The sequence below is a fragment of the Streptomyces sp. NPDC051567 genome, from assembly GCF_044454165.1.
In the GTDB taxonomy this organism is placed as follows: Bacteria; Actinomycetota; Actinomycetes; order Streptomycetales; family Streptomycetaceae; genus Streptomyces.
The window spans coordinates 77,875-92,085 of the sequence record NZ_JBITDK010000022.1; the positions used below are offsets into that span (position 1 = coordinate 77,875).

General features: G+C 71.8%; 10 protein-coding genes and 3 tRNA genes. 6 read left to right on the forward strand and 7 right to left on the reverse strand.

Going from position 1 to position 14,211, the window contains the following annotated elements; translation table 11 throughout:
* Positions 1–27: 27 nt before the first annotated feature.
* Both ACIA5F_RS22760 and ACIA5F_RS22765 read right to left on the reverse strand, forming a co-directional pair.
* Positions 28–1,302: an NAD(P)/FAD-dependent oxidoreductase gene (locus tag ACIA5F_RS22760; protein ID WP_399355756.1), complete on the reverse strand. Its 1,275-nt coding sequence runs from the start codon at positions 1,300–1,302 to the stop codon at positions 28–30.
* 94 nt (positions 1,303–1,396) lie between these two features.
* A complete protein-coding gene (locus tag ACIA5F_RS22765) occupies positions 1,397–2,704 on the reverse strand; it encodes a deoxyguanosinetriphosphate triphosphohydrolase (RefSeq protein WP_399355806.1) in 1,308 nt (435 codons plus the stop codon).
* Between the two features lie 276 nt (positions 2,705–2,980).
* On the opposite strand from ACIA5F_RS22765, the gene ACIA5F_RS22770 reads away from it, so the two are divergent.
* The gene (locus tag ACIA5F_RS22770; protein ID WP_399355758.1) at positions 2,981–3,688 is read left to right on the forward strand and encodes a vancomycin high temperature exclusion protein; all 708 of its coding nucleotides are present in this window, start codon (positions 2,981–2,983) and stop codon (positions 3,686–3,688) included.
* 133 nt (positions 3,689–3,821) lie between these two features.
* On the forward strand, positions 3,822–5,018 hold the full coding sequence (locus ACIA5F_RS22775; RefSeq protein ID WP_399355808.1) for an RNA polymerase sigma factor: 1,197 nt from the start codon (positions 3,822–3,824) through the stop codon (positions 5,016–5,018).
* A gap of 72 nt (positions 5,019–5,090) precedes the next feature.
* On the opposite strand, the gene ACIA5F_RS22780 is transcribed toward ACIA5F_RS22775, so the two are convergent.
* The 4 genes from ACIA5F_RS22780 to ACIA5F_RS22795 form a co-directional block, all read right to left on the reverse strand.
* Entirely contained in the window at positions 5,091–7,013 is a 1,923-nt protein-coding gene (locus ACIA5F_RS22780; protein ID WP_399355760.1) for an ABC transporter ATP-binding protein, read from the reverse strand.
* Complete coding sequence (locus ACIA5F_RS22785) at positions 7,010–8,743, reverse strand: ABC transporter ATP-binding protein (protein WP_399355762.1); 1,734 nt, start codon at positions 8,741–8,743, stop codon at positions 7,010–7,012. Before ACIA5F_RS22785 ends, ACIA5F_RS22780 begins: the two co-directional genes overlap by 4 nt.
* A gap of 197 nt (positions 8,744–8,940) precedes the next feature.
* Positions 8,941–10,404: an FGGY family carbohydrate kinase gene (locus tag ACIA5F_RS22790; RefSeq protein WP_399355764.1), complete on the reverse strand. Its 1,464-nt coding sequence runs from the start codon at positions 10,402–10,404 to the stop codon at positions 8,941–8,943.
* Positions 10,405–10,498: 94 nt separating this feature from the next.
* A complete protein-coding gene (locus ACIA5F_RS22795; RefSeq protein ID WP_399355766.1) occupies positions 10,499–10,798 on the reverse strand; it encodes a YtxH domain-containing protein in 300 nt (99 codons plus the stop codon).
* Between the two features lie 145 nt (positions 10,799–10,943).
* Between ACIA5F_RS22795 and ACIA5F_RS22800 the strand changes: the two genes are divergently transcribed.
* The 4 genes from ACIA5F_RS22800 (at position 10,944) to ACIA5F_RS22815 (ending at position 12,743) form a co-directional block, all read left to right on the forward strand.
* Positions 10,944–11,016: transfer RNA gene (locus ACIA5F_RS22800), tRNA-Asn, on the forward strand.
* Positions 11,017–11,021: 5 nt separating this feature from the next.
* A tRNA-Asn gene (locus tag ACIA5F_RS22805) sits at positions 11,022–11,094 on the forward strand.
* A 183-nt stretch (positions 11,095–11,277) separates the two neighbouring features.
* Positions 11,278–11,351: transfer RNA gene (locus ACIA5F_RS22810), tRNA-Ile, on the forward strand.
* Positions 11,352–11,732: 381 nt separating this feature from the next.
* Positions 11,733–12,743 carry an NAD-dependent epimerase/dehydratase family protein gene (locus ACIA5F_RS22815; protein ID WP_399355768.1) on the forward strand — a complete coding sequence of 337 codons (1,011 nt, stop codon included), beginning with the start codon at positions 11,733–11,735 and terminating at the stop codon, positions 12,741–12,743.
* A gap of 23 nt (positions 12,744–12,766) precedes the next feature.
* Here the strand turns inward: ACIA5F_RS22815 and ACIA5F_RS22820 are convergent, their stop codons facing one another.
* Entirely contained in the window at positions 12,767–14,089 is a 1,323-nt protein-coding gene (locus ACIA5F_RS22820) for a DNA-binding protein (protein ID WP_399355770.1), read from the reverse strand.
* Positions 14,090–14,211 lie beyond the last annotated feature (122 nt).

Below are 14,211 nucleotides of genomic sequence, written 5' to 3' on the forward strand. Positions count from 1 at the left end.
GTCTACGGCCGGACGGAGGCAAACCTGTCAGGTGCCCTCCGCCCCGGTGAAGGAGGAGAGCGGAACCGTCGGGTCCGCCAGTGCCTCGGGATCGACCGGAGCCTTCGACCTGATCAGGGCCTGGATGTCCTCGGTGACGTCCCACACGTTCACGTTCATCCCGGCGAGGACCCGGCCCCCGGAGAGCCAGAAGGCGATGAACTCCCGCTTGCCCACGTCCCCGCGGACCAGCACCTGGTCGTAGCCGCCGGGCGGCGCGTACCCCGAGTACTCCAGGCCCACGTCGTACTGGTCGGAGAAGAAGTAGGGCACCCGGTCGTAGGAGACCTCCTGGCCCAGCATCGCCCGCGCCGCGGCCGGTCCGCCGTTGAGGGCGTTGGCCCAGTGCTCCACCCGCAGCCGGGTCCCGAGCGTCGGATGGTGGGCCGCCGCCACGTCCCCGGCGGCGAAGACGTCCGGGTCGGAGGTCCGCAGGGACGCGTCCACGGCGATCCCGCCGCCGTGCGCCCGGTCGACCAGGGCCAGCCCGGAGGTCTCGGCCAGCGCCGTGCGCGGCGCGGCCCCGATCGCGGCGAGCACCGCGTGCGCCGGGTGCTCCTCCCCGTCGTCCGTACGGGCGGCCAGCACCATCCCGTCGTGGCCCACGATCTCGGTCAGCCGGGCCCCGAAGTGGAAGCGGACCCCGTGCCCGGCGTGCAGCTCGGTGAAGAACTGGCCGAGCTCGGGGCCGAGCACCGCGTGCAGCGGGGTGGCCTCCGGCTCGACCACGGTGACCTCGGCCCCGTACCCCCGGGCCGCCGCCGCGACCTCCAGGCCGATCCAGCCCGCCCCCGCGATCAGCAGATGGCCGTTGTCCCGGCCGAGACCGGCCAGCGCGTTGCGCAGCCGCTCCGCGTGGGCGAGCCGGCGCAGGTGGTAGACACCGGCCAGGCCCGTGCCCGGGACGTCGAGCCGACGCGGCTCGGACCCGGTGGCCAGCAGCAGCTTGTCGTAGTGGAGCAGGGCGCCGTCGCCCAGGCGCACCGCCTTGGCCCCGCGGTCCAGGTGGACCGCGGGCTGGCCGAGGTGCAGCTCGACGTCGGCGCCCGCGTACCAGGCCGGCTCGTGGACGAAGACGCTCTCCCGGCTCTCCTTGCCCACCAGGTACCCCTTGGAGAGCGGAGGCCGCTCGTAGGGGTGGTCGCGCTCGTCACCGATCAGGATCACCCGCCCCGTGAACCCCTCCGACCTCAGCGTTTCGGCGGCCTTCGCCCCGGCCAGCCCCGCGCCGACGATGATGAACGTCCGGTGTGCGTCGACCACCTGATGCCTCCTCGTGTTTCTCTCCGCCACATGCGACCACATGCGAGCGTCCCGCACCGAGCCCGCCGCGTGAAGGGGGGATGGCCCGAACGGATCACCCCCCGGCGCGTCGCGGCCGTCCGGTGAGACGGTCGTGCAGGGAGCGGGCGGACGCGTCCGTGAGCGAGGCGATCTGGTCGATGACCGCGCGTTTACGGGCCTTGTCGTCCGGCGCGGAGTCGAAGATCGCCCGGAACTGCGGGTCCAGACCCTCGGGGGCGCGGGCGCTGAGGGCCTCGGCGAGTTCGGCCAGGACGATGCGCTGGTCGGCGCGGAGCCGTTCCTGCTCGTCGCGCTGCATCACGTACAGGTCGGCGACGGCCTTGAGGACCGCGCATTCGTTGCGCGCCTCGCGCGGGACCACCAGCTCGGCGGTGTACCGGGTCAGTCTGCCGGAGCCGTACGCCTCACGGGTGGCCCCCTCGGCGGCCAGGCAGAACCGGCCGATCAGCTGGCTGGTGGCGTCCTTCAGCCGGGCCTGGGCGATGGCCGAGCCGTCGTACCCGTGCGGCCACCACTCCTGTTCCATCAGCCGGTCCAGGGCCTCGCGCAGCTCCTCCGGATCGGTGCCGGCCGGGACGTACCGGCCGATCGCGACCTTCCAGATCGCGGTGCGCTCGGGCTCGCAGGAGAGGAGGCCGGGATCGAGATGGCCCGCGTGCAGCCCGTCCTCGAAGTCGTGGACGGAGTACGCGACGTCGTCCGCCCAGTCCATGACCTGGGCCTCGAAGCACTTGCGGTCCGCGGGCGCACCGCGGCGCAGCCAGGCGAAGACCGGCAGGTCGTCCTCGTAGGCGCCGAACTTCACCGAGGCGGGGTCGGTGGGGTGGTCACCGCGGGCCCAGGGGTACTTGGTGGCGGCGTCCAGGCAGGCCCGGGTGAGGTTGAGGCCCACGCTGACCAGCTCGCCGCTCACGGGGTCGGGGACGAACCGCTTGGGCTCCAGCCGGGTCAGCAGCCGCAGCGACTGGGCGTTCCCCTCGAAGCCGCCGCAGTCCGCGGCGAACTCGTTGAGCGCCTCCTCGCCGTTGTGGCCGAAGGGCGGGTGGCCCATGTCGTGCGAGAGGCAGGCGGCCTCGACGAGATCCGGATCGCAGCCGAGGGCCGCGCCCAGCTCACGGCCGACCTGGGCGCACTCCAGGGAGTGCGTCAGCCGCGTCCGGGGGCTCGCGTCCCAGTCGTACGAGCGGGTGCCGGGGGTGACGACCTGGGTCTTGCCCGCGAGACGGCGCAGCGAGGCGGAGTGCAGCACGCGGGCGCGGTCGCGCTGGAAGGCGGTACGGCCGGGCCGTTTGTCCGGTTCGGTGGCCCAGCGTTCGGTGGCGGTGGGATCGTACGGGTCGTTCGGGTCGATGCCTTCCATGCTCAGACCGTAACCGCAGGCACCGACAACCGGGGCGATCAGGGCGGCCGGGGCCCCGGCGAGGTGGCCGGTTCCCCGCGGACCGCGCACCAGGAGCCCCGGCCCGGGGTGCCGGGTCCGCGGATCGCTCATTCGTACGAGTGAAAGGCGCGGGCGGCGGAACTGGGGTCCGGGCCCGGTTCGTCCCTGCATACGAACGGCACGTGAGCCGCGGACGGAGCGCGGAGCACAGGGCACAGGGCACAGGGCACAGGAACGGGACATCAGGGGGCGGTCATGAGGATGCCGGGCTGGGTGAAGAAGGCGGTGGGGCGGTTGCCGGCGCCACCGCGCGGGGTACGGGGGCGGCGGCGGGCCGTGCGGGTGGTGACGGCCGTGTGCGCCCTGGCGCTGCTGCCCTCGGCGTGGACGCACGCGGTCGCCGCCGACCGGCTGCGGACCACGGACGACGTGCCCGCCGCGGAGGTGGCCGTGGTCTTCGGGGCGGGTCTGTGGGAGGGCGGACCCACCCCGTACCTGGCCCGCCGGCTGGACACGGCCGTGGGGCTGTACCGGGCCGGCAAGGTCAAGGTCGTCCTGGTCACCGGGGACAACAGCCGCGCCGACCACGACGAACCCGCCGCGATGCGCGCCTACCTCACCGGGCACGGGGTGCCGGACGAGCGGATCGTCAGCGACCACGCCGGCTTCGACACCTGGGACTCGTGCGTACGGGCCCGCCGGATCTTCGGGGTCGACCAGGCCGTGCTGATCACCCAGGGCTTCCACATACGCCGGGCCGTCACCCTGTGCCGGGCGGCCGGGCTGGACGCGCACGGGGTCGGGGTGGGTGACGAGCACGACGCCTCCTGGTACTACGGCGGCGCACGTGAGGTCCTCGCCTCGGGCAAGGCGGCGCTCGACGTGGTGTTCACGCCCGAGCCCCGTTTCCTCGGGCCCGAAGAGCCGGGGGTGTCACGGGCTCTGGCCGCTCCGGCGGGCTGAGACGGCTGGGGGTGGGGGTGCGGCTGGGGGTGCGAGGGCGGGTGCGTCAGGGGCGCCGCCGGTCTGCGGGCCGGGTGCCGGGCTCCTCGTACATCCGTCCGGACGGCATCGGGTTTCCCGCCGAGGGGTAACCATCCGGTCACGCACCGGTCTCAGAAAATGCTCGCACGCCCCTCGTGGCGGTGATGTGCCGTACCCCACACTGAGGTCCGGTGCCCCCGTCCTCGGAGCCCTGGAGGTCGCCCCCGTGCAGACCCGGACCCTGACCGTGAACGTGAGCCGCCCCGTCGCCGCCGCCGACACCGCCGAACCGGGCGAGGCCGATTCCGAGGCCGAGGCCGTGGACGACGAGCCCGAGGTGCTGGAGCTGATCGAGCAGGTGCCGGAGCAGCGCAGGCGCAGCGCCGGGAGTGGCGCGGGCCCGTCCGCCGACCTGTTCCGGCAGTACCTGCGCGAGATAGGCAGGATCTCACTGCTCACGGCCGCGGAGGAGGTCGATCTCGCGCGCCGCGTGGAGGCGGGGCTCTTCGCCGAGGAGAAACTCGGCACCACCCCGGACCTCGACTCGCGGCTCGCCCTCGATCTCGACAAGCTCGTCGTCATGGGGCGGATGGCCAAACGCCGTCTCATCGAGTCGAACCTGCGGCTCGTCGTCTCCGTCGCCAAACGGTACGTCGGCCGCGGGCTCACCATGCTCGACCTGGTGCAGGAGGGCAACCTCGGACTGATCAGGGCCGTCGAGAAGTTCGACTACGCCCGCGGGTACAAGTTCTCCACCTACGCCACCTGGTGGATTCGGCAGGCGATGTCCCGGGCCCTCGCCGACCAGGCCCGGACCATCCGCGTGCCCGTCCACGTCGTGGAACTGATCAACCGCGTCGTCCGCGTACAGCGCCGCATGCTCCAGGAGCGCGGGTACGAGCCCACCGCCGAAGAGGTCGCCGTCCATCTGGAGCTGACCCCCGAGCGGGTCATGGAGGTCCTGCGCCTCGCCCAGGAACCGGTCTCGCTCCACGCACCGGTGGGCGAGGAGGACGACGTGGCACTCGGCGACCTGATCGAGGACGGTGACGCGGCCTCCCCCATGGAGTCCGCCGCGTTCTTCCTGCTCCGCGAGCACCTGGAAGCCGTCCTGTCGACCCTGGCGGAGCGGGAGCGGAAGGTCGTCCAGCTCCGGTACGGCCTGGTCGACGGACGCCCCCGCACCCTGGAGGAGATCGGCCGGATCTTCGGCGTGACGCGTGAGCGGATTCGCCAGATCGAGTCCAAGACCCTCAACAAACTGCGCGACCACGCCTTCGCCGATCAGCTCCGGGGCTACCTCGACTGAGCCGCGTACCAAGGCCCCGCCCCGGAACAGGCCCCCGGTGAGCGGCGGTTTCCCGCTCACCGGGGTGCCGGGTCAGTCGACCTCGGCCACCGCCTGCGCGAACTGCGCCGCGTACAGCCGCGCGTACGCGCCGCCCGACGCCAGCAGTTCCTCGTGCGTGCCCTGCTCCACGATCGAACCGCTCTCCATCACCAGGATCACGTCCGCGTCCCGGATCGTGGACAGCCGGTGCGCGATCACGAAGGACGTACGGCCGTGCGCGAGCCGCGCCATCGCCTTCTGGATCAGGACCTCGGTACGGGTGTCCACCGAGCTCGTCGCCTCGTCGAGCACGAGGATCACCGGGTCCGAAAGGAACGCCCGCGCGATGGTGATCAGCTGCTTCTCGCCCGCGCTCACCCCCGCGCCCTCGTCGTCCAGCACGGTGTCGTAGCCGTCCGGCAGGGTCCGGACGAAACGGTCCGCGTGCGCCGCCCGCGCCGCCTCCTCGACCTCGGCGCGGGTGACCTCGCGCGAGGCGCCGTAGGCGATGTTCTCCGCGATGGTGCCGCCGAACAGCCAGGTGTCCTGGAGCACCATGCCGATGCCGCCGCGCAGCTCCTCGCGCGTCATCTTCGCGATGTCCACGCCGTCGAGGGCTATCAGGCCGCCCGTGACCTCGTAGAACCGCATCAGCAGGTTGACGAGCGTGGTCTTGCCGGCGCCCGTCGGGCCGACGATCGCGACCGTGTGACCGGGCTCGACCGTCAGCGAGAGGTTCTCGATCAGCGGCTTGTCCGGCTCGTAGCGGAAGGCCACCCGGTCGAGGGTGACCTGGCCGCGCAGCTCCTGCGGACGCTCCGGAACCTCGGTGTCCGGCTCCTGCTCCCGCGCGTCCAGCAGCTCGTAGACCCGCTCCGCCGAGGCCACACCCGACTGCACGAGGTTCGCCATCGACGCGAGCTGCGTCAACGGCATCGAGAACTGGCGCGAGTACTGGATGAACGCCTGCACGTCACCGATCGACAGCGAGCCCGAGGCGACCCGCAGGCCGCCGACGACCGCGATCAGCACGTAGTTGATGTTCGAGATGAAGAACATCACCGGCTGCATGATGCCGCTGACCAGCTGCGCCTTGAACGAGGCCCGGTAGAGCGCCTCGTTCTGCTCGGCGAAGAGGGCCGCGGACTCCCGCTGCCGCCCGAAGACCTTCACCAGGGTGTGGCCCGAGTACATCTCCTCGATGTGGGCGTTGAGCGTGCCCGTCCGCTTCCACTGCGCCACGAACTGCGGCTGCGACTTCTTGCCGATCCTCGCCGCGACGAGGACCGAGACCGGCACGGTCACCAGCGCGACCAGCGCCAGCAGCGGCGAGATCCAGAACATCATCGCCAGCACACCGACGATCGTCAGCAACGAGTTGAGCAGCTGCCCCATCGTCTGCTGGAGCGTCTGCCCGATGTTGTCGATGTCGTTGGTGGCCCGGCTGAGCACCTCGCCACGCTTCTGCTGGTCGAAGTAGGACAGCGGCAGCCGCGACAGCTTCCCCTGGAGCGCCTCGCGCATCCGGTACACGGTGCCGTTCATGACGTGGTTCGACAGCCGCGTCGCGACCAGCATCAGCAGGCCCGCGAGGGTGAACACCACCAGCGCCCAGACCGCCACGACCCCGACCGCGCCGAAGTCGATGCCCTGGCCCGGGGTGAAGTCGGTGCCGGACAGCATGTCCGCCATGCCGCCCCGGCCCTCGGCGCGCAGCCCGTCCAGCGCCTGCTGCTTGGTGATCCCCTTCGGCATCTCCCGTCCCACGATCCCCGCGAAGACCAGGTCGGTGGCCTCGCCCAGGATCTTCGGGCCGATCACCGAGAAGGCGACGCTGCCGAAGACGGCGACGACCATCCCCCACAGCCTGCCCCGTTCCCGGGCGAGCTCCCCCAGCAGCCGCTTGCCCGAGTCCTTGAAGTCCGTGGACTGCTGGACCGGTCCCGTCATCATGCGTCCTCCGGGCCCGCTCATGCGGCCTCCGCCTCCGTCAGCTGGGAGAGCACGATCTCCCGGTAGGTACTGTTGCCGGCCATCAGCTCGTGGTGGAGCCCCTCGCCCACCACCTGGCCCTCGTCCAGCACGATGATCCGGTCGGCGTCGCGGATCGTGGAGACCCGCTGCGCGACGATGACCACCGTCGCGTCCTCGGTCTCCCGTGCGAGCGCCGCGCGCAGCGCCGCGTCCGTCGCGTAGTCCAGGGCCGAGAAGGAATCGTCGAACAGGTAGATCTCCGGACGCTGCACGAGCGTGCGGGCGATGGCCAGACGCTGGCGCTGGCCGCCGGAGACATTGGTTCCGCCCTGGGAGACGGCGGCCTCCAGGCCACCGTCCAGCTCGGCGACGAACTCCTTGGCCTGCGCGACCTCCAGCGCCTGCCAGAGTTCCTCGTCCGAGGCGTCGGGACGCCCGTAACGCAGGTTGGAGGCGACGGTCCCGGAGAACAGGTACGGCTTCTGCGGGACCATTCCGACCGTCCTGGCCAGCAGATCCGGATCGAGCCGCCGCACGTCCACCCCGTCGACCAGCACCTCGCCACCGGTCGCGTCGAAGAGCCGCGGCACCAGCCCGAGCAGCGTGGACTTGCCGCTCCCGGTGGAGCCGATCACCGCGGTGGTCTCGCCGGGGCGCGCCACCAGGTCCACCCCGCGCAGGACCGGAACCTCGGCGCCCGGGTAGCGGAAGTCGGCGCCGCGCAGCTCCAGCAGCCCGTGCCGGACGAGTTCGCGCACCGGATCGGTGGGCGGGACGACGCTGGATTCGGTGTCCAGGACCTCCTGCACGCGCTCGGCGCAGACCTCGGCGCGCGGCACCATCATGAACATGAAGGTGGCCATCATCACGGCCATGACGATCTGCATCAGGTAGGCGAGGAAGGCCGTGAGCTGGCCGATCTCCATGCCGCCGCTGTCGATGCGCATCGCACCGAACCAGATGACGGCGACGCTGGAGAGGTTCACGATCACGATGACGGCGGGGAACATCAGCGCCAGCAGCTTGCCCGCGGCCAGCGAGACGCCCGTCAGATCGGCGTTGGCCTCCCGGAAGCGGTCCTTCTCGTACGCGTCGCGGACGAAGGCGCGGATCACCCGGTTGCCGGTGATCTGCTCGCGCAGGACCCGGTTGACGGTGTCCAGACGCGTCTGCATCTCCCGGAACAGCGGTCGCGTCCGGTGGACGATCAGGCCGACCGAGACACCGAGGACGGGGACGACGGCGAGCAGGACGCCCGAGAGCTTCACGTCGAGGGAGAGCGCCATGGCGATACCGCCGACGCACATGATCGGCGCGGAGACCATCAGGGTGAAGGTCATCAGCACCAGCATCTGGATCTGCTGCACGTCATTGGTGCTGCGGGTGATCAGGGACGGGGCGCCGAACTGGCTGAGCTCCCGCGCGGAGAAGCTCTGCACCCGGTCGAAGACGGCGGCGCGGACGTCCCGGCCGAGGGCCGCCGCGGTGCGGGCGCTGTAGTAGACGGCGCCGATGTTGCAGACGAGCTGGACGAGCGAGACGGCGAGCATCAGCGCGCCGAAGCGCAGGATGTAGTCGGTGTCGCCGTTGACGACGCCCTTGTCGATGATGTCCGCGTTCAGGGTGGGGAGGTAGAGGCTCGCGCTGGTCTGCAGCAGCTGCAGCAGGACCAGGAGGGCGATCGGTTTCCGGTACGGACCCAGATGGGTCCGCAGAAGTCGTATGAGCACGCGCAGGCTCCGGTCGGCAAGATCGAGGGGGGTTCACTCCATCTTGGGCCAACCGGCGCTCCGGGCCCCACTGTTTTTCGCAAAGGCCGGTCAAAAGGAGGAGGTCTCCTGCGTCTCTCGACCCGGCCCCCGCCGCCCCCCTTGCGGACCCGGCCCGCTGGCCGGTCCCGGCCAGGGGGCCGCACGTCCGGCCCGGGTCAGTTCCCGGCCGCGCGGAAGGCGCCCGGGTGGACCTGTTCGCGTGTCGCGATGTACTGCTGGCGCACCGCCTGCCAGGCCGGGAGGTCCTCGCCCGGCTCGAAGACCTGCGCCGCCGGGGCGGGCCAGACCGGCGGGGTGTGCGGGGCCAGCGTGCCCTGCGCCGCCCCGAGCGCCCACGCCGCCTGACGCGCCGCGCCCAGCGCCGCGTAGTCCGCCGGCGCCGGTACGACGATCTGCGCACCGAACAGTCCCGGCGCGGCGGCCCGTACGGCGGGCAGCCCGGCCGCCGCGCCCAGCAGGAAGACCCGCCGGACCCCGGCTCCGCGCGAACGCAGCACGTCCAGCGCGTCCACCAGCCCGCACAGCATGCCCTCGAAGGCGGCCCGCGCCAGGTGCTCCCGCTTCATCGAGTCCCGCCGCAGCCCGGACAGGGTCCCGGCGGTGTGCGGCAGGTCCGGCGTCCGCTCACCCTCCAGATAGGGCAGGAGGACGAGGCCGTGCGCGCCCGGCGTCGACTCCAGCGCGAGCGCGGAGAGCCCCTCCAGGTCGGTGCCCAGCAGCTCGGCGGTGCCGCGCAGGGCCCGTACGGCGTTGGAGGTGTTCACCACCGGCAGGTGCATGCCGCTGGCGTCGGCCAGGGAGGTGATCAGCCCGGTGGGCTCCGACAGCGCCTCGTGATGGACGGCCATCACCGACCCGGATGCCCCCAGCGAGACCACCGCGTCACCGGGGCCCAGCCCCAGCCCGAGCGCGGCGGCCATGGTCTCCCCGGTCCCGGCGGAGATCAGCAGCCCCTCGGGCGTGGTCCCGGCCCCGTCGGCGGGCCCGAGCACCTCGGGCAGCAGCGCCCGGTGCCCGAGCGCCAGCTCGACCAGGTCGGGGCGGTAGGAGCCGGTGGCCGCCGACCAGTACCCGGTGCCGGAGGCGCCGCCCCGGTCGGTGGTCCGCCGCGCCGGGCGGCCCAGGAGCTGCCACACCAGCCAGTCGTGCGGGGACATCAGCACGGCCACCCGCCGCGCCGCCTCCGGCTCGGTACGGGCCAGCCAGGCCAGCTTGGCCAGCGGCTGCGCGGAGTGCGGGACCGAACCCACGGCCTCCGCCCAGGCGTGCCGGCCGCCGAGCGCCTCGACGAGATCGGCCGCGGCGACCTGGCCGCGCTTGTCGTTGCCGACGAGGGCGGGACGTACGAGCCCGCCCTGGGCGTCCAGCGGCAGCACGGCCTGCTGCTGCGCGGAGACGCCGATGGCCTGGACCCCTTCGAGGAGCCCGCCGCCCGCGGCCTCGCCGAGCGAGAGCAGCCACGCCTGCGGATCGGTCTCGTGGGGGCCGGTGACACCGGGGTCCCCGGTCGGCTGTGGATGGGGGGCATACCCCTGGCGCAGCACGGCGCCCGTGTCGGTGTCACACACGACGATGCGAGTGAAGGTGGAAGAGCTGTCCAGCCCGGCGACTATCCCCATGCGGAGAATTCTGCCGCACGCGCCGCCCCTCCCCGCCCGGGGCCGCCACCGCCCCGGGCGGCGAGGGCCTACGGGGCGGTGGAACCGACGGGGGTCAGGTGTTGCTGGTGCCCCACTCGTCCTCGGCGCCGCGCCGCCGCCCGCACAGCCCCCGTACCCGCGCGGCCAGCGATTCGGGCACGACGTCGCCGACCCGCTCGCTCACCACGACGAACGCCTTCCCCGCGAACTGGCGCCCGCTCTGTCCGGCGGTCTCGGCGGCGTTGCGCACCACCGGGTTCTGCGCCAGCTCCCGCGCGGACTTCTTCAACTGCTCGTACCGCTCGCGCCCGGCCCTGGTCCCGAGCACGTACCCGAGGGCCAGTCCGACCGCGAACGTGACCTTGTACCGCATGCCTGTCACCCTTCGTCTTGTGGTGCCCGGCCTGCTGTCGATACCGATTGGCGGAGCACCCCCCTGCTTGCGCTAATCTATGACTCGCAACGGGCACTCGCCCCCCGGCAAGGCCGGAGGTGGGCTGTTCGGCGCACCGCAGCAATCCCCTGTAGCTCAATTGGCAGAGCAGCCGGCTGTTAACCGGCAGGTTACTGGTTCGAGTCCAGTCGGGGGAGCGCGATCCCCTGTAGCTCAATTGGCAGAGCATTCGGCTGTTAACCGGAGGGTTGCTGGTTCGAGTCCAGCCGGGGGAGCGACGAAGGAGAGGGCCCGGGAGGGTCCTCTTCTTTTTTGCCCTGATCCTGGAACCGCGCAGCCCTCGAAGCGGTCTCTCTGGGCAGGCGAAGCCGATCATGCGAGGCGCCCGAGGCAGGAGATCGTATGAGCGGCTATGCTGCGGCAGACAGCGCGCACACATGTACGCGCCACGCCGCGAAGGGGCGGTAGCTCAGCCGGTTAGAGCAGCGGACTCATAATCCGTCGGCCGTGGGTTCGAGTCCCACCCGCCCCACTGCGAGCCACGTGTGCAGAAACGATCTGACCAGCATCTTTGCTGGCGGCGCGAGCCACTACGGTGATCCTTGGCGGCCCTTCGGGGCCGCCTTTCGCGTCCCAGGGGACGCCCAGGGGACGAAGCCCGTCCAGTTCCAGGCGCCGCCGGTCCCAGCGGCGACGGCGAGGTGCCCTGCCGAGAGCAGCACGGGCAGGCGGGGGCCGGGGTCTCGGGCTGGACCTGCGAGGGCCACTCGCTGCACGGTCCGGGCGAGCCGGGAAAGCTCCGCGGAGTTCACTGCGGACCCGAAGTGCCGCCAGGCTCGACAGCTCGACATCAGAGCCGGGATGGTGTCGCGTTGCGGTTCGTGGCAGGGTCGCCCCCATGCGGATTTTGGTGATGGGCGGCACCTGGTTCCTTGGTCGGGCGATCGTTGACGACGCGCTTCGACGCGGCTGGGAGGTAACGACGTTCAACCGGGGCCGCTCCGGTGCGGTCGAGGGTTCCGACACCGTCCGGGGTGACCGGACGAGTGCCGATGATCTGAAGCGGTTGGCCTCACGAGGACCGTGGGATGCCGTGATCGACACGTCCAGCAGCGAGTTCCCGCCCCGTGACGTGCTCCTCGCCACCGACCTCCTGCGGCCGGCCGCAGCCCGGTGGGTGCACGTCTCCACGGTCTCCGTCTATGAGGGGTGGCCGCACCACCCGCTCACCGAGGACTCCCCGCTGCTGGAGTGCCCGCCGGACGCCGATGAGTCGTTCGGGCACACGGGCGCCGATGGCAGTCCAACGAAGTACGGGTTCCAGAAGGCAGGCGGAGAGGCTGCCGTGCGCGCCGCCTTCGGGGACGACGCGGTGTTCCTGCGGCCCGGAGTGATCTTGGGGCCGGGCGAGTATGTCGGTCGCCTCCCCTGGTGGCTCACGCGTGCCCAGCGCGGCGGGCCGATCCTCGTCCCGGCGCCGGACACTCAGATGATCCAGCCCGTGGACGTACGGGACGTCGCCGCCTTCGCCGTCGATCAGGCCGCTGGCGCCGATGGCCCTGGCCGGGCGTTCAACATCGCCCACCCCGAGGGCATCAGCTGGGCCGACTTCATTGCCGAGTGCCTGACCGTGACCGGCAGCACCGGCAGCCCGGTGTGGGCCGACGCGGCGACGCTCGCCGCGCACGGTGTGAAGCAGTGGACGGAGCTTCCGCTGTGGCGCACCCACCGCGGGGTGTGGTCCGTCGACGCCTCTCGTGCCGCGGCGGTCGGGCTCCGCTGCCGTCCGCTCGCCGACACCATTGCCGACACCTGGGCGTGGATGCAGGCAGACGGCCAGCCGGTCGAACACCCGCGGTGGGACGAGCACGGAGTGGACCCGGTCAAGGAAGCCAAGATCCTCGCCGCCCTCGGCCACTCGTAGGAACAGGGGCGGGCGGGGCAGCGTCAGGGCTCGATGGTGAGGAGTCCGCTCGCCGTACCCAGCTGCCTCGGCGCCGAGAGGCGCCCAAATTCCTCGATCTGTTCGCCGAGGCTGGCAGCCACCCGCGTCCCCCTGAACGCGGGGGCCGTCAGGGCCCGCCGCAAGCCTCCAGTGCGCTCCAAGAGTCCCGCCACACGCTGTTCCGCTGGGATCACCCACACCATCTCCAGCGTCGCCGCCGCCGCGCCCAGGTCGCCCCGGAGCACCTGCGCCGCGGCGAGGTCGGCCGCGGCCTTGCCCCGTACCGCTACCGACTGCCGGGCCGGCGGCCGGGACGCGACCAGGTCCAGCGCCCGCTGCGCAGTCACCTCGGCGCCTGCCCCGTCGCCGACGAGCAGGGCGGTGGTGCCGTTGGACATCAGCAGCCGCTCCTCGTTGAAGGCGAACTCACCGCCGTCGTCGTCGTGCAGGGCGTCCCGCTCGCCGCTGTCCTGACGTGTGGACGCGACGAGCGCCTGGGTGGCCCGTTCCCGGTCCCCGAGGTGTCCGTGAGCGCGGGCCTCGATGGACAGCAGCCGCCGCCTGGCCGTGTCGCCCAATCCTGCGTAGGCCAGAGCAGTCCGCGCATGCCGTACGGCCTCCGAGGGACGGCCTGTGAAGTACGCGCAGATCGCCAAGGACCCGGTGGCATAGGCCCGTAGCGGATCGAACCGGGCCATCTCCCCGTACAGGGCCGCCGACCGGGCGAGGCGTGCCGAGTCGTCCAGGGCGCCGAGGTCGAACGCGGCGGTCGACAGCAGCGCGCACGCCTGTCCCGCCACGATCAGCAGGTCCTGCTGCTGCACAGGCACCTTGGTGAGTCCACGTTGATGCTCCGCCTCCGAGCGGAGGACCCTGGCCCGCCGGAACACCTCGAAGGCGCTCGCGGCGCCGTACGAGCGGGCGAGGGACAGGGCGTCGTCACGGAGCTGGTCGATGGTCGTGTCGGATACGGACTGCGCGGCGGCAGCCCCCGCCTCATCAGCGGCGTCACGTGCGGTCATGGCGATTTCACTTTCGAGGTCGTACGTAGTGGGGGTCACCGATGCCGGGGCCGACAGCACGGGCGGTGGCCCGAACAGCGCCGCGGCGTCCACGCCGAAGAGCTGCTCCAGCGCCCGGCACGTGTCCGGTCCCGGCATGGTCTTGATCCGGCCCGACGTCCACCGCCGGAACTGTGCCTCCGACACCGACATGCCCTGCACGCCGGCTTGTACGGCCGCGCGCTCGAACGCCGTGACGAAGTCCCTGTAACGCCAATGCCGTTGCTGGACTAACACGCGCAGCAGCGTCGTCGGATCGTCCATCGGTCGCTCCCTCAAGGTCGGGAGGCGGGCCACATCGCGCCCCGCTCCACTTCGTGCCTACTGCTCAACATCCCTACTGCGCAATGGAATCCGTGCAGATGACATCGCGGTGCCACCTCCAT